Annotated in this window: 14 protein-coding genes; 4 read left to right on the top strand and 10 right to left on the bottom strand. The window is 60.3% G+C overall.

The features are described 5' to 3' along the window. Positions 1-2: 2 nt before the first annotated feature. From nqrF to EV700_RS07320, 7 genes are all read right to left on the bottom strand, one after another. Positions 3-1,241, bottom strand: a complete 1,239-nt coding sequence (gene nqrF, locus EV700_RS07350; protein WP_130412279.1) for an NADH:ubiquinone reductase (Na(+)-transporting) subunit F — start codon at positions 1,239-1,241, stop codon at positions 3-5. Positions 1,242-1,253: 12 nt separating this feature from the next. Further along, positions 1,254-1,871, bottom strand: coding sequence for an NADH:ubiquinone reductase (Na(+)-transporting) subunit E (gene nqrE, locus EV700_RS07345; RefSeq protein WP_130412277.1), 618 nt, complete (start codon positions 1,869-1,871; stop codon positions 1,254-1,256). 10 nt (positions 1,872-1,881) lie between these two features. Further along, positions 1,882-2,559: an NADH:ubiquinone reductase (Na(+)-transporting) subunit D gene (locus tag EV700_RS07340; protein ID WP_130412275.1), complete on the bottom strand. Its 678-nt coding sequence runs from the start codon at positions 2,557-2,559 to the stop codon at positions 1,882-1,884. A 1-nt stretch (position 2,560) separates the two neighbouring features. Beyond that, positions 2,561-3,346, bottom strand: a complete 786-nt coding sequence (locus EV700_RS07335) for a Na(+)-translocating NADH-quinone reductase subunit C (protein ID WP_130412273.1) — start codon at positions 3,344-3,346, stop codon at positions 2,561-2,563. Next, entirely contained in the window at positions 3,339-4,610 is a 1,272-nt protein-coding gene (locus EV700_RS07330; protein ID WP_130412271.1) for an NADH:ubiquinone reductase (Na(+)-transporting) subunit B, read from the bottom strand. Before EV700_RS07330 ends, EV700_RS07335 begins: the two co-directional genes overlap by 8 nt. Before the next feature lie 6 nt (positions 4,611-4,616). Continuing rightward, complete coding sequence (locus EV700_RS07325; protein WP_130412269.1) at positions 4,617-5,951, bottom strand: Na(+)-translocating NADH-quinone reductase subunit A; 1,335 nt, start codon at positions 5,949-5,951, stop codon at positions 4,617-4,619. 123 nt (positions 5,952-6,074) lie between these two features. Further along, a complete protein-coding gene (locus EV700_RS07320; protein WP_130412267.1) occupies positions 6,075-7,241 on the bottom strand; it encodes an MFS transporter in 1,167 nt (388 codons plus the stop codon). A 149-nt stretch (positions 7,242-7,390) separates the two neighbouring features. On the opposite strand from EV700_RS07320, the gene EV700_RS07315 reads away from it, so the two are divergent. The 3 genes from EV700_RS07315 to EV700_RS07305 all read left to right on the top strand — a co-directional run bounded on the left by EV700_RS07315 (position 7,391) and on the right by EV700_RS07305 (position 12,194). Then, positions 7,391-8,524 (top strand): PilT/PilU family type 4a pilus ATPase, encoded by a 1,134-nt coding sequence (locus tag EV700_RS07315; RefSeq protein ID WP_130412265.1) that lies wholly within the window; start codon positions 7,391-7,393, stop codon positions 8,522-8,524. A gap of 233 nt (positions 8,525-8,757) precedes the next feature. Next, positions 8,758-9,648: an alpha/beta hydrolase gene (locus tag EV700_RS07310; RefSeq protein ID WP_130412263.1), complete on the top strand. Its 891-nt coding sequence runs from the start codon at positions 8,758-8,760 to the stop codon at positions 9,646-9,648. Between the two features lie 191 nt (positions 9,649-9,839). Beyond that, complete coding sequence (locus EV700_RS07305; RefSeq protein WP_130412261.1) at positions 9,840-12,194, top strand: hypothetical protein; 2,355 nt, start codon at positions 9,840-9,842, stop codon at positions 12,192-12,194. Positions 12,195-12,289: 95 nt separating this feature from the next. Here EV700_RS07305 and aroC read toward each other — a convergent pair whose 3' ends face one another. The 3 genes from aroC to EV700_RS07290 form a co-directional block, all read right to left on the bottom strand. After that, the gene (gene aroC / locus EV700_RS07300) at positions 12,290-13,381 is read right to left on the bottom strand and encodes a chorismate synthase (protein ID WP_130412259.1); all 1,092 of its coding nucleotides are present in this window, start codon (positions 13,379-13,381) and stop codon (positions 12,290-12,292) included. Beyond that, complete coding sequence (gene prmB, locus EV700_RS07295; protein WP_130412257.1) at positions 13,381-14,328, bottom strand: 50S ribosomal protein L3 N(5)-glutamine methyltransferase; 948 nt, start codon at positions 14,326-14,328, stop codon at positions 13,381-13,383. The genes aroC and prmB overlap by 1 nt, the downstream gene beginning before the upstream one ends. A 96-nt stretch (positions 14,329-14,424) precedes the next feature. Beyond that, complete coding sequence (locus tag EV700_RS07290) at positions 14,425-15,207, bottom strand: dienelactone hydrolase family protein (RefSeq protein ID WP_130412255.1); 783 nt, start codon at positions 15,205-15,207, stop codon at positions 14,425-14,427. Positions 15,208-15,365: 158 nt separating this feature from the next. Here EV700_RS07290 and EV700_RS07285 point away from each other — a divergent pair, with 158 nt between their 5' ends. Further along, positions 15,366-17,120, top strand: a complete 1,755-nt coding sequence (locus tag EV700_RS07285) for an N-acyl-D-amino-acid deacylase family protein (RefSeq protein WP_130412253.1) — start codon at positions 15,366-15,368, stop codon at positions 17,118-17,120. Positions 17,121-17,206: the final 86 nt, after the last annotated feature.

The raw sequence follows: 17,206 nt of genomic DNA, 5'->3' as shown, positions 1-17,206 counted from the left end.
CCTCACCCGCCGAAATCATCCAGCAGGATATTTTCGCGGTCAACGCCAAGATCCAGCAGCATCTGGATGACGGCGGCATTCATCATGGGAGGACCGCACATATAGAATTCGCAGTCTTCCGGCGCGGGGTGATCCTTGAGGTAGTTTTCGTAGAGCACATTGTGGATGAAGCCGGTCAGGCCGTTCCAGTTGTCCTCGGGCTGGGGTTCCGACAAGGCCAGATGCCATTCGAAATTGGGATTTTCCTGGGCCAGCCGGTCATATTCGTCGGCATAGAAGGTCTCCCGCAACGACCGGGCTCCATACCAGAACGAGATCTTGCGCTGGCTTTTCAACCGTTTCAGCTGGTCGAAAATGTGGGAGCGCATCGGCGCCATGCCCGCGCCGCCGCCGATGAAGATCATCTCGGCGTCCGTTTCCTTGGCGAAGAACTCGCCAAAGGGCCCAAACACCGTCACCTTGTCACCCGGCTTCAGACTGAAGGCCCACGAGGACATCTTGCCGGGCGGAACCTCATGCATCTGTCGCAGCGGCGGCGTTGCAATACGGATATTGAACTTGAGGATGCCCTTCTCTTCCGGATAGTTCGCCATCGAATAGGCGCGAATGGTCGGCTCCGTTGTCTGCGACTTCAGGTCAAACAGCCGGAATTTTTCCCAGTCGCCGCGATACTGTTCCTCAATGTCGAAATCCTTGTAATCCGCGCTGTAAGCCGGGGCTTCCAGCTGCATGTAACCGCCCGCGCGGAAATGCACATCCGCCCCTTCCGGCAGTTTCAGCGTCAGCTCCTTGATGAAAGTGGCGACGTTGTGATTGGCGATAACCTCGCATTCCCAGCGCTTGACGCCGAAGAACTCCTCGGGCAATTGCAGGCACAGCGGCTGTTTGACCGCCAGTTGGCAACCCAGCCGCCAGCCATCGCGGATTTCACGCTTGGTGAAATGCGGCTCTTCGGTCGGCAGGATGTCGCCGCCGCCGGACTTGACCTTGACCCGGCACTGCCCGCAGGTGCCGCCGCCGCCGCAGGCGGAGGACAGGAAAATCTTCTCGTCCGCCAGCGTTTGCAGCAACTTGCCGCCTGTAGCGACTTCGATGCGCTTTTCAGGATCGTCATTGATATCGATCGTCACCGTCCCGGCAGACACCAGCCGGGAACGCGCGATAAGGATGAATGCGACCAGCACCAGCACCGTACCGGCAAACATCACCATACTGAGGAGGATGACTGCTTGTTCTGTCATGGGTCGTCCCGCTTACAGTTGCACGCCGGAAAAAGACATGAAGCCCAAGGCCATCAGTCCGGCGGAGATGAAGGTGATGCCCAGCCCCTGCAGGCCGGGAGGAACGTCGCTGTATTTCATTTTTTCGCGTACCGCCGCAAGCAGCACGATCGCCAGCGCCCAGCTGAGGCCGGAGCCAAAGCCGAACACGATGCTTTCAGGAATGTCGTAATCACGCTGCTGCATGAACAGCGCCCCGGCCAGCACGGCGCAATTGACGGTGATCAGCGGCAGGTAAATGCCAAGGGCGTTGTACAGCGCCGGGAAATACTTGTCGCAGGCCATTTCAATCACCTGGACCAGCGCGGCGATGGTGCAGATGTAGATCATCAGGCTGAGAAAGGACAGATCCACGGTTTCAATGCCGGCGATTCCGGTCCAGGACAGCCCGCCTTCCTTCAACATGTATTGCCACAGCACCGCATTGACCGGCACCGTCAGCGTTTGCACGAATACCACGGCGACGCCCAGGGAAATGGCTGTCTGGATTTTCTTGGAAATGGCGAGAAAGGTGCACATGCCCAGAAAGAAGGACAGCGCCATGTTCTCGACAAAGACCGAGCGTATGAACAGGCTGAGGTAATGTTCCATGATTTGCTCCTCAATGCCCGTTGGTCTGCGCCTTGGATTGCGGCGCGATCTTGTATTCGGTGGTTTCCTGCTGATCGGTCTTCCAGGTGCGCAGCGCCCAGATGATCAGGCCGATCAGGAAAAAGGCGGACGGCGGTAACAGCAGCAAGCCGTTCGGCACATACCAGCCGCCGTTGCTGATGGTGGGAATCACGGTAAAACCGAACAGGGTTCCGGAACCGAAAAGCTCGCGGAAAACCGCCAGCACGATCAGCAGCGCCGAATAACCGAGACCGTTGCCGATACCGTCAATGAAGCTGATGACCGGCGGATTTTTCATGGCGAAGGCTTCCAGGCGGCCCATGACGATGCAGTTGGTGATGATCAGGCCGACGAAGACGGACATCTGCTTGGAAATGGCGGGAGCAAAGGCCTGCAGGAACTGGTCGACCACAATCACCAGCGTCGCCACCACCACCATCTGCACAATGATGCGGATGGAGTTGGGGATGAGATTGCGGATCAGGCTGATGAAGAAATTGGAAAAAGCGGTGACCAGCGTCAGGCCGATCGACATGGCCAGCGCCGTCTTAAGGCTGCTGGTGACCGCCAGCGCCGAACAGATGCCCAGCACCTGAAAGATTACCGGGTTGGTATTCAGCACCGGCCCGAACAGGATTTCCTTCACGGATGATTGTTCTTCTGCCATGTCAGATGCCCTCCTGACGGACTTTGTTCAGGAACTTGCGGAAGCCGAGATCACCCATCCAGAACCGCACCAGATGGGTGACGCCGTTACTGGTCAGGGTGGCGCCGGAAAGGCCGTCCACCTGATGAACGGCATCAGGCTTGGCCGGATCAACGCTGCCCTTGATCAACCCCAGGACAGGAGCGCCCTGCGCGTCATACACCTGCTTGCCTGTCCACAGAGCTTTCCACTTGGGGTTATCAACCTCGCCGCCCAGACCGGGAGTTTCCCCATGCTCGGTAAAGGTAATGCCGACGACCGAGTTGGCATCCCCCTGCAAGACAATGTAGCCGTAAAGCGTGGACCAGAGGCCATACCCGGAAATCGGCAGGACCAGGCTCTCGGCCTTGCTGGCAGCGTCGCGCAAGACATAGATATCCGCCTCATTGGCGCGGCGTTTCAGCCCGGCAATATCATCAGCCTGGGTCAGGGCGACCGACCGCTTCGGGTCTTTGGTCGCCTTGCGCTGGTCGTAATTGTCTTCCGCCTTGATCTGCCGGTATTCGCCCGTATCCAGCTTCACCAGATAACGCTGGAAGCGCTGGAACTGGCGGTGCACCTCGGCGGGGCTGCCCTCGCCTTCGGGCAGCACGCGGGCGGCGGCCAGAATCTTGCGCTGCTTTTCCAGTGACTTGTTGGTGTCCTGGATGGGTTTCAGCAGCGTGACCGCCGCCGCCAGCGCAATCGAACAAACCACGGACAATACGGTGGCGACCAGAAGGGTCTTGCCGGTGGATTCCTTAGACATTGCGCAGTGCCCTCCGCTTGATGTTGGCCTGCATGACGAACCAGTCAATCAGCGGCGCACAGAGGTTGGCGAACAGGATGGCCAGCATCATGCCTTCGGGATAGGCCGGATTGACCACGCGGATCAGCACCACCATCACCCCGATCAGGATGCCGAAGACCAGACGGCCGGTATTGGTCATGGCGGCGGAAACCGGGTCCGTGGCCATGAACACCATGCCGAAGGCGAAACCGCCCAGCACCAGATGCCAGTGCCAGGGCATGGCGAACATGGGGTTGGTGGTGGAACCGATCTGGTTGAAAATGAAGGACATTGACGCCATGCCGATCATTACGCCCGCGACAATGCGCCAGGAGGCGATGCGTGTCGCCAGCAGAATGACGCCGCCAATCAGGATGGCCAGCGTTGAAACCTCACCCATGGAGCCGGGAATATTCCCGAGAAAGGCATCCCACCAGCTGACCGGTTGCAGGCCGGCGGCGGTCAGATGCTGCATGTGCGCAAAGCCGGCTGACTTGGCCTGGCTGAGTGCGGTGGCGCCGGTATAGCCATCAATCCCCTGCTTCCACAGTTGCGCCTGCACCGCTGTCCAGACCGTATCGCCGGTCATTTGCGCGGGGTAGGCGAAAAACAGGAACGCCCGGCCCGCCAACGCCGGGTTGATGAAATTCTTGCCGGTGCCGCCAAAGACTTCCTTGCCGATCACCACGCCGAAACTGATGCCCAAAGCGACCTGCCACAACGGAATGGTGGGCGGCAGCGTCAGTGCGAACAGCACCGAGGTGACAAAAAAGCCCTCGTTGACCTCGTGCCCGCGCTTGATGGCGAACAGCACTTCCCAAAAACCGCCGACCAAGAAGGTGACCAGATACACCGGGACGAAGAAAGTCGCGCCATAAACCAGGCAATCCCAGAGACTGGCATGATCGAACCCGGCGATGGCGGCAATCAGCGCATGCCGCCAGCCCTCGACCGCCAGCGCGGGCGTCACCCCGTGCGGGGCGGCGTATGCCAGCGCGCCCAGCGCCTGATTCCCGACATTCCACATGCCGAAGAACATGGCCGGAAAGGTCGCCATCCAGACCAGGATCATGATCCGCTTCAGGTCGACCGAGTCGCGGACGTGCGCGGCGGCATGGGTCACCGACGGCGGGCTGTACAGGAATGTGTCGATTGCTTCGAACAGGGGATACCAGTTCTGGTAGCGCCCGCCCTTTTCGAAATGCGGGGCCATGCGGTCAAGCGTTTGTCGCATCCATTTCATGGTCGGTCAGCCCTCTTTCTCGATACGTTCCAGCATGTCCCGCAGGATGGGGCCATATTCATATTTGCCGGGACAGACAAATGTGCACAATCCCAGATCTTCCTCATCCAGCTCCAGGCAACCCAAAGCCTGCGCCATGTCGGAGTCGCCCACCAGCAGATACCGCAGCAACTGGGTCGGCAGGATGTCCAGCGGCATGATCTCTTCGTACACCCCCACCGGCACCATGGCGCGCGGACTGCCGTTGGTGCTGGTGCTCATGGGAAACGATTGCTTCAGCCATTTGCCCAGATAGATGCCCAACTGCGAAAAACGACTCACGCCGGGCTTCAGGTAGTGAATGAACTCGCGCTCCACGCCTTCGGGCAGCACGGAAACCTGAAGGTGATAACGGCCCAGCCAGGCTTCAACGCCTTGCGCGGTGCGTCCGGACAGCACGGAGCCGGAGATGATGCGATTATTGCTGCCGGTCAGCTCGCCGGTTGTCAGGTCCATCAGCGACGATCCCTGATGAATCTTGACCAGGTGCGGACGCTTTACCGCCGGACCCGCCAACGACACGATGCGGGTATGGTCCGGAAAGCCGGTGGAGAACAGCTTGCCGATGGCGATCACGTCCTGGTAATCCAGATGCCAGACCGTCTTGTGAGCGGAAACCGGATCCAGGAAGTGGATGTGGGTGCCGACCAGACCGGCGGGATGCGGCCCGTAAAACTCGTGCGGATTGAAAGCGCCGCATGGGAAGTCGGCGCGGGCATCCTTGCAGACATAGATTTTCGGAGCCAGCCGGGACACCAGCGACAGCCCGTCGTCAAAGGCCTGCTGCTGCGCGCGGATGATCGGGGCCGGGTCCGCCGCCAGCGGATTGGTATCCATCGCATTGACGAAAACAGCCGACGGCGTCGTGTCGGGATCGGCGACCTTGTTGTACGGCCGGGTGCGAATGGCGGTCCACAATCCCGAGGCCAGCAGCTGGGTAATGGCTGATTCGCGATCCATGTTCTGGATCTGGGCGCGGTTGTAGCTGCGGAACTCCATGATGTCCTGCGCGCCCGGCTCCACATCAATCACCAGCGACTGGAAGACCCGGCGCTCGCCGCGATTGATGGCGCGCACCTGACCGGTCACCGGCGCGGTGAACTGCACGCGCGGATTCTTCTTGTCGGTGAACAACGGCTGCCCCTGGATGACCCGGTCCCCTTCCGCCACCTTCATGGAAGGCATCATGCCGTGGTAGTCCGCGCCAATCAGCGCCACCGAACGGATGGAGGAAACCACACTGACCTGTTCAGAGGGAGCCCCGGAGATCGGGATATCCAGACCGCGTTTTATTTTGACCATCGTACACAGCACCCAGACGCCCGCAGGGGCAAAAAGATACGGCGGGCGTATGGATCGCCCTTCCGCAAACCGCCGATTATAGGCAAGATTCCGCCGCTTTCTCCATGTCGCAAGACTAATTTGTCAGCCCGGCCCGACCGGATCCGGCACACCGGGCCGCGTCTTGATCAGGATCAAAATGGCCGTGACGCAAACCGCGGCCGCTATCGTATAAACCCAGGCTGCCCCCAGCTGCAACCAGGCCGCCCCGGCCAGCCAGGAGCCCAGGGCTACGCCCAGCCCCCACAAGGCGCTATAGACCGCCTGCCCTTGCCCTTGCTGGCCCGGACTGAACTCCCGGAAGATCAGCTGCATGGCGGCGGCGTGGAACACGGCAAAACTGAAGGCGTGGAAAACCTGAACGCTCCAGACCAGCACCGGATGATCCACTCCCCAACCGATCACCAGCCAGCGCAGCGCCGCCAGCGCCAGGCAAGCCAGCACCAGTCCGGTTTCCGAAAAGCGCGCCAGCAGCCAGTGGGTGCGCGTGAACGCCAGCACTTCCGCCAGCACTCCCAGCGACCACAGCAGACCGATAACGCCCCGGCTGTAGCCGTGCGCTTCCAGATAGAGACTGAAAAAGCCGTAGTACGGTGCGTGGGACAACTGCAACAGGAAATGCACCACGAAAAAACCCGCGACCGGCCGCTTGCGCAGGGTATGCAGGAACGGCTCGCGGCTGCGATGGGCGGCCATGGCCGGAGGATGCGGCACCGCCAAGCTGAACAAGGCGGCAATCACGGCGCTGGCCAGCAGCAGGGCCGGCAGGTAATGCACGGACAGCCGATCGAACAGATAGCCGAAACCGGCCACCGTAGCGATGAACCCCAGCGAGCCCCACAAGCGGATATTGCCGTAGCGGGAACGCTCCGCGCCCAGATGGGCAATGGTGACTGCCTCGAATTGCGCCAGGATGGCGTTCTGGAAGAAGCTGTAGGCGAACAGCACCATCGCCATCAATCGGAAATCGCTGCCGACAAAAAAGATGCCCGCCCAGAAAAAGCAGATCATCAACGCCCCGAAGCGCACCAGCTCGATACGCTTGCCGGTGCTGTCGGCCAGCCAGCCCCAGAAGTTGGGGGCGAATATCCGCGTCAGCATGCCGATCGCGGTCAGCTGGCCGATTTCCGCCGCCGAAAATTTCAGGTTGTCGAGATACAGTCCCCAATAGGGCATATATCCGCCCAGTACGGCGAAGTAGAAAAAATAGAACAGCGAAAGTCGCCAATACGGCAGTTTCTGGACAGTCATGGACGCGGAAAACCGGCTTCCCTCGCAAAAATCGGGCTTAAATCAATTCCGGACTCGGGGCCGGAGGGGAACCGCAGGCCACAGGATAGCCGCAGGCACCGAGATAGGTTAACGTTAATTGGAAAATCATGGCAATTCAGGACTATGGCATGACAACCGATCCGTCGAACTACGATCTGGGCGCGCTTCTCAAGCTGATGGTGGATGTGGACGCCTCCGATCTGTTCCTGACCGTCGGCGCGCCGCCCAATATCAAGGTGCAGGGCGTGGTGCGCGCCATCAACCTGCCTCCAATGACATCCCCGTTGGTGAAATCCCTGGCGTACTCCATCATGACGGAAGCCCAGACCCGTCAGTTCGAAGCCCATCTGGAATGCGACCTGGGCATTACCATCGAGAATCTGGGCCGGTTCCGCTTCAACATCTTCATGCAGCGCGGGGAGACCGCCGTGGTGGCCCGACGCATCAAGACTCGCATCCCGACCATTCAGACATTGAAGCTGCCGGAGGTTCTGGAACACCTGGTGATGCTGAAGCGCGGCCTGATCCTGGTGGTCGGCTCGGCGGGCGCCGGCAAGTCCAGTACGCTGGCGGCGATGCTGGAACACCGGAATGAAAACGCAACCGGCCATATCCTGACCATTGAGGACCCGATCGAATTTGTCCATCAACACAAGCGCTCGCTGATCGATCAGCGCGAAGTCGGCCTGGACACCCATTCCTTCGAGGAAGCGTTGCGTCATGCCATGCGGGAAGCGCCCGATCTGATCATGATCGGCGAGATTCGCGACCAGATGACCATGCAGCATGCCATTTCCTATGCCGAAACCGGCCATCTCTGCCTGTCCACGCTGCATGCCAACAACGCCAACCAGACCATCGACCGCATCATCAACTTCTTCCCGGAAGACAGCCGCCGCCAGATCCTGATGGATCTCTCGATGAACCTGAGAGCCGTCATCGCCCAGCGGCTTATTCGCGGCAACGGCGACCAACTGGTGCCGGCGACCGAGGTGCTGGTCCTGACGCCCTACATTTCCGAACTGATCCAGAAGGGTCAGACCGACCAGATCAAGGATCTGATGTCCAAGGGACAGGAGGTGGGCATGCACACCTTTGACCAATCCCTTTACGATCTGTACGCCCGGGGTGAAATTTCCATGGAGCAGGCGATTGAGAATGCCGACTCCAAAACCGACCTGTCCCTGCGCATACGATTAACGCCGGGCCACCAGCCCGCCTCACCGGATCTGCATCTGAAACCTGAAAACGCTGCCGACTAACGGCGGTTTTCCAGCGCCAAAAATCAAATTCCGCCTAATCAATGCTCATATTGTCCTTTTTTCACATAGCGGACGAGGCTGACTCAGGCTAAAAAACATCCACCGCCAAGCCCATGACCGCTTGAGCGGTTTAAAACAAAAAAACCTCTGCAAGGTCGGGCCTTAGCTCCGTGCGTCACGGATCCGCGCGCCCCTGCAACGTTGGACCTCCGGTCCGGAACAAGGAGAAAAACATGAAACATGCATGGCTCGCCCTGATGCTTACCCTGAACCCCCTGACCAGCGCCCTCGCGGACACCGTCGTCTACGATGCCGCCGACGGCAAAGTCATCAACGCCAAACTGTCGATCGGCGGCACGGCCTACAGTGTCGACTGGTATCTGCCCTCTTCAACGCCAACCGCCCTGATGACTTACCAGCACGGTTTCAGCCGGGGCTGCGGCAATCATCGCAACACCTCGCTGAACATCATGCGTAAAAACGTCATGGTGCTTTGCGTGAACGCCTCGATGTCGGGCGGCAACCCTGCCCTGGCCAAGTCCTTCGCCCAATTGCTGGCGTCTCGCAACGTGCTGGCGCCGGGCAATATCCCTCTGCCCGCGCCGATCATTGTCGGCGGGCATTCCGCCGGCGGGCATTTCGCGACTGAGCTGGGGAAACAACTGGTCGCCTATGGCTACCCGTATCTCAAGGGAGCGGTCCTGTTCGATCCGGTGGCCCAAAGCGGCTTTACCGACAACCTGATGGCCATTTCCATGAATGGCAGCCGCCCGGTTCTGGCCGTAACCGCCAACAGCAATATCTGCAACATGTACAACAACGCCTACGGCGCCTTGCGGCAGATCCAGCAATTTGCCGCCAGCGCGGGCAAGAGCAGCTTTACCGGCGTCCAGTTGACCAGCAGCTCCACGCACGTGGACTCGGAAGGCGACAATACCGACTTCCTGGGTTATAGCGCCTGCCTGAGCCTGGCGCCCAAGGCAGCCAACACCGGCTATCTGCGAACCTTATCCGCCGCATGGGTTGCCGATATCGCCAATGGCACTCATGATGATGCCTACTATCCCGGCGGATATTACCTTTCCAACCTCATCGGCAATTCCAAGGCCAAGCTGATCCAATAACGCCGGTCGCTGCTTCCGGGGAACCGATATACCGGAAGCAGCGGTCTCCTCGCCTGAAATATTCACTTTCCAATACTTGTCAATCCCCCGTGTTTTCCGGGTGTGATTTTGAAATGTCCGGCGCTATAGTTCAGGAGTGTTAAGGGGATAACCGGACATCCCAATGCCGTCTGGAATATCGAGAAAAAAAGATGAACAAGATCAGGACAGGATTCGCGCTGAGTTCCATCACTCTCGCGATCATGCTGAGTGGCTGCAACACCAACAGTAATGATGACACCAAAGGTTCGACCGCCTCCACCACCACGACGGTTACCGTAACCCCGTCGCTGGGACGGATCAAGAATGCCCGCGTGGTGCTGCATAACCCGTTGAACCACAACGTGCTTGGCTCCGCCCCGCTGAACGCCAACGGCTCTGCCCAGGTCACTGTTCCCGCCGGCACCGCCAACGCGCTGGTCGAGGTGGTTCCTGACGCCAACGCCGAATACTTTGACGAAGCCACGAACAGCTTCCAGCCGCTGCCCGCCAGCACCCAGTTGCGCGCCGTGACGCCTCTGGTCGGCCCCAGCCCGGTTGTCGGGGTCACGCCGCTGACCGAAGCCGCCGTCCGATTCGCCGAAGTACAGGCCGGCGGCGCCGGTAATCCGATTACCCCGACCCTGATCCAGACCGCCAACACCCAGATCGCCCAGGTTTTCGGCATCAACAACATCCTGACGCCTCCGGCCCTGATCGGCGCGCCGGGTGACTACAACGCCCTGTTTGCCGCCGCCGCCAATGCCGCCAATGCCTATGCGCTGAGACTGGCGGCCCTGATGCAACATGCACAGACCCAGTTGGGCGCGGGTGGCAACAATCAGCCTGCCCTCCAGCTGCTGAACGCGCTGGCTGCCGATCTGGCCGACGGCAAGCTGGACCATCAGGTTCCCACCGGAGTCAACGTTCCCTCCGCCTTCCCGTTCGATGACGTTGCCCTGGGCACCGCGCTGCAGAATGCCCTGACCCAACTGGTGGCTGACTTGCAGGCGCTGAACGCGACCCTGCCCGCCAATATCCAGAATATTGTCAACGGATTGAACATCACGATTACACCGACACCGGAATTCTTCACCACGGTGCCGGGCACGGTGAATGCGGCGCTGGCCAAGAGCTATAGCCTGACCTTCCACAAAACGCCGAACATCACCAGCCCCATCGCCGATAACCAGACTGCCACGGCGGTCGTGAATGCGAACGGCTCGCTGCAAATCAACGGCGTCACGCTGACCAACCCGTACTACCAGAAATTCGGGACGATCACCAACGACCACATGCTGTTCTGGAATGATGCCGCGCACAACCTGCAATACATCCTGACTGACAACGGCCAGGGCGGCGCGTTCAGCGCGTTGATTGTCCGTGATACCGGCCGCCTGGTGACTCCGACCGAAGGACTGGTGCTGGGCGCATACACCATTACCCAATCGTCCGGCGGCGGTGGCGGATGCGGCACGCAAACCAAACTGACCCTGAACGATCTGGCCATTTATGCCGGCGACTATAACGTCGACATCATGACCGATCCGACCAATATCCTGTTGAACACGACCCTGAAGCTGACCACTGCGGGTGATGTGACTGTCGGTAACACGACCGTCCACGCGCAGGATGTTTGCCAGAATACGGACCTGCAAAACAACCCGATCGGCGTCACCGTCTATTTCACGACCGGCCAGGCGCTGGACTTCTTCCATCCCCCGTTCAACGGCATTACCGTATCGGGCGATGACATCACCAAGAACACTGTGGGCAGCTTTATCCAGAACCATGTCAACATCGTTGCCCAAGCGAATACCGGCAGCATCACCTTGTCGGGCGCATCCTCGGGCACGCTGACCGGCAACTCGGTGACCTCAACCTTGGACGCCACGATTGCCGGCCGTTTCAAGGTGCGCATGAACACCGGCATGATGGACGGCTCGGCGGTTGACCTGACCATCGACAACGGCAAGCCGTTGAATATTCTGGTCAGTCGCGGCAATACCTTCTGGCAGGCCAACTGTCTGATCAACCCCGCATCCTGCACAGGCACCATCAGCATTGATACGGCTACGGATCAGGTCACCTTCACCAACCTGCTGCTGAAAACCAACGACAACAGCAGCAGCATCAATATGAGCGGCAACATGCAATTGTTGAAACCGGCCGGAACCCTGGACGTCGGCGGAGCTACCTTTACTCCGCTGGAACTGACCATGGCCCCGTTTACGAACGGTCAAACCAGCATCAGCATTACCGGCAAGCTGGGTGCTGCCTTCGGCACGGGTATCGAGTTCCTGATCCAGGATATCAATACGGCCAGCTCGCAAATCACCAACTTCCTTTTCTACACCGGCAGCGGCGTCGATGCGGTCAGCTACGGCTGCACCAGCGCTGCCGCCTGTCAGAATATGACGGTCAGCGATAGCAGCGTGACGCTGTCCAATGCCACCCTGAACCGTACGCAAGGCTCGGCCGGCACCGCCACCATCCAGCTGAACGGCACCCTGACCGGAGGTCTGTAAGTCTTGTTCCGCCGCTTTCCCGGTTTGGGAAAGCGGCGGGATTCCATAAAAGAAGCCCCGTAAATGCGGGGCTTTTTTATGACTGAAGCAATCGTTCAGGGCGCAATCGGCGACAACGGCGGCACCACATCGGCATTCTGGGCGCGATGGCGCATGAAATGATCCATCAGCACAATCGCCAGCATCGCCTCGGCAATCGGCGTGGCGCGCACGCCGACACAGGGATCGTGACGGCCCTTGGTCACCACTTCCAGCGGATTTCCTTCCAGATCAATGCTTTGCCCCGGATTGGTAATGCTGGATGTCGGCTTCAGCGCAATGGTCACCACGATCGGCTGGCCGCTGGAAATACCGCCCAGCACCCCGCCGGAATGATTGGCGGTAAAGCCTTGCGGCGTCATTTCGTCGCGGGCTTCATGGCCTTTCTGGCTGACCACCTCGAAACCGTCACCGATGGCCACGGCCTTCACGGCGTTGATACTCATCATGGCATGGGCGATTTCGGCATCCAGACGGTCAAATACCGGCTCGCCCCATCCTACCGGAACGTTATCGGCAATCACGGTCAGCTTCGCGCCGACGCTGGTGCCTTCACGACGCAGGTTGGTAATCAGTTCCTCGAACTTCAGCACCGCATCACGGTCACCGCAGAAGAACGGGTTCTGGTTGACGTAGTCCCAGTCCAGCGCCGTCGCCTTCACGTCGCCGATCTGCTCGACATAGCCGCGCACGCGCACACCGAACTTTTCCAGCAGGTACTTCTTGGCGATGGCCCCCGCCGCCACCCGCATCGCGGTTTCCCGCGCCGAGGAACGGCCACCGCCGCGATAGTCGCGGAAACCGTACTTCTGGGTATAGGTATAGTCGGCATGACCCGGACGGAACGTCGTGGCGATATTGCCGTAATCCTTGGATTTCTGGTCGGTGTTCTCGATCAGCAGGCCGATGGGCGTGCCGGTGGTCTTGCCTTCGAAGACGCCGGACAGGATCTTCACCACATCGTCTTCGCGGCGCTGGGTGGAGAACTGCGAGGTGCCCGGCTTGCGACGGTCAAGATCGACCTGCAGATCGGCTTCCGTCAGTTCCAGTCCCGGCGGCACGCCGTCGACAATCGCGCCCAGCGCCGGGCCATGGGACTCACCAAAGGTGGTAACCCGGAACAATTGACCAATGCTGTTGCCCGCCATTACAGCGCCTCCCGGAATTGTTGCTGGTGCTGACGGCAAGCCTCGGCCGTCAGCGCGAAGACCCCCGAACCACCGTTTTCAAACTCCAGCCACTGGAACGGCACGCCCGGGAAGGCTTGATCCAGCGCCCACCAGGAGTTGCCTACTTCCACCACCAGCACGCCGTTTTCGGTCAGGTAATCGGCGGCTTCAGCCAGAATGCGGCGGGTGATCGACAGCCCGTCCGGACCGGCTTCCAGCGCCAGCTCGGGCTCATGGGTGAACTCGGGCGGCAGGTCGGCCATGTCGCCGGCATCCACATAGGGCGGATTGCTGACAATCAGGTCGTACTTCTGGCCAGGCAGCTTGCTGAAGACATCGGATTCGATCAGGTTCACCTGTTCCAGCAGGTCATGGTGTTCCACATTCACCGCCGCCACGGACAAGGCGTCCAGCGAAATGTCGGTGGCGTCAACCAGCGCTTCCGGGAAAGCATGGGCGATGGCGATGGCGATGCAGCCGGAGCCGGTGCACATATCCAGGATGCGTTGCGGGTCCAGCACGCCCAGCGAGGCGAAGTTCTCGTTGATCAGCTCGGCGATGGGCGAACGCGGCACCAGCACGCGCTCGTCCACATAGAACGGGTGGCCGCAGAAATAGGCCAGGTTCAGCAGGTAGGCCAGCGGAATGCGGTCGTTGATCCGCTTTTCCAGCAGTTCGACAATGCGGCGACGTTCGCTGGGCAGCAGGCGCGCATCCAGGATTTCCGCATCGGCATCCCAGCTCAACGACAGCGTCTGCATCACCAGCGCGGTGGCTTCGGCAAACGGGTCTTCACTGCCGTGGCCCAGATGCACGTCGGCGCTGCGCAGGCAGGTCACCGAAAAACGGATGAAATCACGGATGGTGTGCAGTTCGGCAACCGCTTCCTGAAAAAGGGTTTGAGGGAGGGTAACGGCCTCGTCCACGCTGGATTCCTCGATGGGGAAAATAAAGGATGGGATTGTAGCAGCAAAGGCCCGGCCCCTGTAGGCCGGGGTGATGTCCGGCCTACAGGCGCGGGCTTACTTGAAGATGTCTTGCAGGAAGGTCTGCAATTCCGACCAGGAGGCCTTGTCCGCCTCGGCATTGTAGGCAATGGGCATGCCGAACTTCTTGGCGATGTCGTCCGCGCCGGGGTTGGTGAAGCTGTGCTTCGCGCCCGGATAGCTGATGATGCGGTAATCGGCCTTCGCCGCCTTCATTTCCTCGTCAAACTTGGCCACGGCCTCGGCGGGAACCATGTTGTCATCGGCGCCGGTCATGACCAAAACTTTCGGCGTCACCTTGCCGGGTTCGGCTGGTTTCCAGGCGCCCAGCGCGCCGTGGAAGCTGGCCACGCCTTTCAGCGGCTCGCCCTGACGCGCCATGTTCAGCACCACCGCCCCGCCGAAGCAATAGCCGATCGCCGCCAGCTTCTTGCCATTGGTGTGCTTGTTGGCCTTCAGCAGCTTCTCGGCGGCGCGGAAGCGTGCACTGGTCTGTTCGGTATCCTTGGTGGCTTCCTGCATGAACGCCATGGCGTTGTCGGGGTGATTGGCGCTCTTGCCGTCACCGTACATGTCCACCGCCATCGCCACATAACCGGCCTTGGCCAGCTGGTCGGCGCGCGCGCGGGCGTAGTCGTTCAGCCCCCACCATTCATGCACCACCAGCACGGCGGGACGCTTGCCCTTGAACTGGTCGTCGTAAACGATGTAACCCTTCATGCTGACGCCGCCGCCGTTATAGGTCACGTCTTTACCGTGCAATGCCGCCAGGGCTTGTCCGGCCGCGAGGCTGAGTCCGAGTAACCATGCCTTGTTCATCAGAATGCTCCGTGTTTTTGCGGGAAAATCCGAAACTAAACGATTTGGCGCGGGAATGCACGTGGACAGAATTTTAGGTTGTGAAAACTATCTATGTTGCCGGAAACAACTCTTTCCGGTACTTTCGTACCAATAATAAATCCAACCGGAATTGCATCATGTCCCGCCCCGCCTATGACGTCATCATCAAGAACGGCTTTCACTTCGACGGCACCGGCAAACCGGGCGCCATGCGTCATCTGGGCATTCGCGGCAAGCGGCTGGTCACGGTCTCCGGCACGCCGCTGGACGAGACCGGCTGCCCGACATTGATCGACGCGCAAGGCCAATGGGTGATGCCCGGCTTTCTGGACACCCATACCCACTATGACGCTGAAGTGGTGGCCGCGCCTTCGTTGTCGGAATCGGTGCGGCACGGCGTCACCACCGTCACCATCGGTTCCTGCTCCATCAGCATGATCCTGTCCGCGGCGGAAGACTGTTCCGACCTGTTTACCCGCGTCGAGTCGGTACCGCGTGAGCAGGTGCTGCCGCTGTTGCAACAACGCAAGACCTGGAACACGCCCAAGGGGTATGTCGACTTCCTGAAACAGCATCCGCTGGGGCCGAACGTCTGCTCGTTCCTGGGTCATTCCGACCTGCGGGTGGCGGCGATGGGCCTGGACCGCGCCGTGGACAGCAAGTCCAAGCCGACCGAAGCCGAACTGACGCGCATGGAGCAATGGCTGGAAGAAGGACTGGACGCCGGACTGCTGGGCCTGTCCACCATGACCACCAAATGGGACAAGCTGGACGGCGACCGCCAGCGTTCGAAGTCCCTGCCCTCCACCTACGCGGGCTGGGGGGAATTCCGGCGGCTGAACCGCATCCTGCGCCGTCGCCGCGCCATCCATCAGGGCGCGCCGAACATTGTCACCAAGCTGAACATGTTCCTGTTCCTGGCGGAAAGCGCCGGTTCGTTGTGGCGGCCGAAACTGAAAACGACGCTGATCACGCTGATGGACATCAAGGCCAATCCGCTGCTGCACCGCGTGGTCGGACCATTCACCAACTGGTGGAACAAGCTGACTGTATCGGATTTCCGCTGGCAGGCGCTGCCGGTGCAATTCGAGGTCTATGCCGACGGCATCGATCTGGTCATTTTTGAAGAATTCGGCGCGGGCGAAGCGGCCCTGCACCTGAGCGAACAGGTCGAGCGCAACGCCCTGTTTGCCGACGAGGCCTATCGGCGCAAGTTCCGCAAGGATTACGAACGCAAATGGGGACCGCGCGTCTGGCACCGCGACCTGCATGATTCCGACATTGTCGATTGCCCGGACAAGAGCCTGGTCGGACGCAGCTTTGGCGAAATTGCCGACCAGCGCGGCCTGCATCCCGTTGACCTGTTCCTCGATCTGGTAACGCAATACGGCAAGGCCCTGCGTTGGCATACCGTGCTGGCCAATCACCGGCCGCAGGCGGTGAAGCGGATCATGAAGGAACCGGCCACCATCGTGACCTTCTCCGACGCCGGGGCCCATATCCGCAACATGGCCTTCTACAATTTCCCGCTGCGCTTCCTGAAGCTGGTGCGCGACAGCGACCGGTCCGGTGAACGCTTCATGCCGCTGGAAACCGCCGTCTGGCGTTTGACCGGCGAACTGGGCGACTGGTTCGGCATCGACGCCGGGCATCTGCGCGAAGGCGACCGGGCGGATGTGGTCATCATCAATCCCGAAGCACTGGATGAACGGCTGGAGGCGTATCACGAAGCGCCGATGGAGGGTTTGAACGGTTTGCAGCGCATGGTGAACCGTAGTGATGGGGCGGTCAGTACGGTGCTGGTCAACGGGCGGGTGGCGTTCAGGCAGAGGGAGTTTGCGGAGGATTTCGGGAAGGAACGGAATTATGGGGAGTTTTTGGCGGCGCGGTGAATCCCGGCGACTATTTTCCTTTACCCCTCCTGCAAAGCAGGGGGGGAGGCCCGCAGGGGCCAGGGGGGGGGCAGCGGCGGAGGGCT

The organism is Fluviicoccus keumensis, assembly GCF_004217445.1.
Taxonomy (GTDB): domain Bacteria; phylum Pseudomonadota; class Gammaproteobacteria; order Pseudomonadales; family Moraxellaceae; genus Fluviicoccus; species Fluviicoccus keumensis.
Note: the sequence above shows the minus strand (reverse complement) of the source record. Positions and strands in the feature narration are given on the sequence as shown.

Excerpts from the sequence above, each read along its gene's own strand:
- nqrF (WP_130412279.1), bottom strand. The coding sequence starts at position 1,241 with ATGACAGAACAAGCAGTCATCCTCCTCAGTATGGTGATGTTTGCCGGT.
- nqrE (WP_130412277.1), bottom strand. The coding sequence starts at position 1,871 with ATGGAACATTACCTCAGCCTGTTCATACGCTCGGTCTTTGTCGAGAAC.
- EV700_RS07340 (WP_130412275.1), bottom strand. The coding sequence starts at position 2,559 with ATGGCAGAAGAACAATCATCCGTGAAGGAAATCCTGTTCGGGCCGGTG.
- EV700_RS07335 (WP_130412273.1), bottom strand. The coding sequence starts at position 3,346 with ATGTCTAAGGAATCCACCGGCAAGACCCTTCTGGTCGCCACCGTATTG.
- EV700_RS07330 (WP_130412271.1), bottom strand. The coding sequence starts at position 4,610 with ATGAAATGGATGCGACAAACGCTTGACCGCATGGCCCCGCATTTCGAA.
- EV700_RS07325 (WP_130412269.1), bottom strand. The coding sequence starts at position 5,951 with ATGGTCAAAATAAAACGCGGTCTGGATATCCCGATCTCCGGGGCTCCC.
- EV700_RS07320 (WP_130412267.1), bottom strand. The coding sequence starts at position 7,241 with ATGACTGTCCAGAAACTGCCGTATTGGCGACTTTCGCTGTTCTATTTT.
- EV700_RS07315 (WP_130412265.1), top strand. The coding sequence starts at position 7,391 with ATGACAACCGATCCGTCGAACTACGATCTGGGCGCGCTTCTCAAGCTG.
- EV700_RS07310 (WP_130412263.1), top strand. The coding sequence starts at position 8,758 with ATGAAACATGCATGGCTCGCCCTGATGCTTACCCTGAACCCCCTGACC.
- EV700_RS07305 (WP_130412261.1), top strand. The coding sequence starts at position 9,840 with ATGAACAAGATCAGGACAGGATTCGCGCTGAGTTCCATCACTCTCGCG.
- aroC (WP_130412259.1), bottom strand. The coding sequence starts at position 13,381 with ATGGCGGGCAACAGCATTGGTCAATTGTTCCGGGTTACCACCTTTGGT.
- EV700_RS07290 (WP_130412255.1), bottom strand. The coding sequence starts at position 15,207 with ATGAACAAGGCATGGTTACTCGGACTCAGCCTCGCGGCCGGACAAGCC.
- EV700_RS07285 (WP_130412253.1), top strand. The coding sequence starts at position 15,366 with ATGTCCCGCCCCGCCTATGACGTCATCATCAAGAACGGCTTTCACTTC.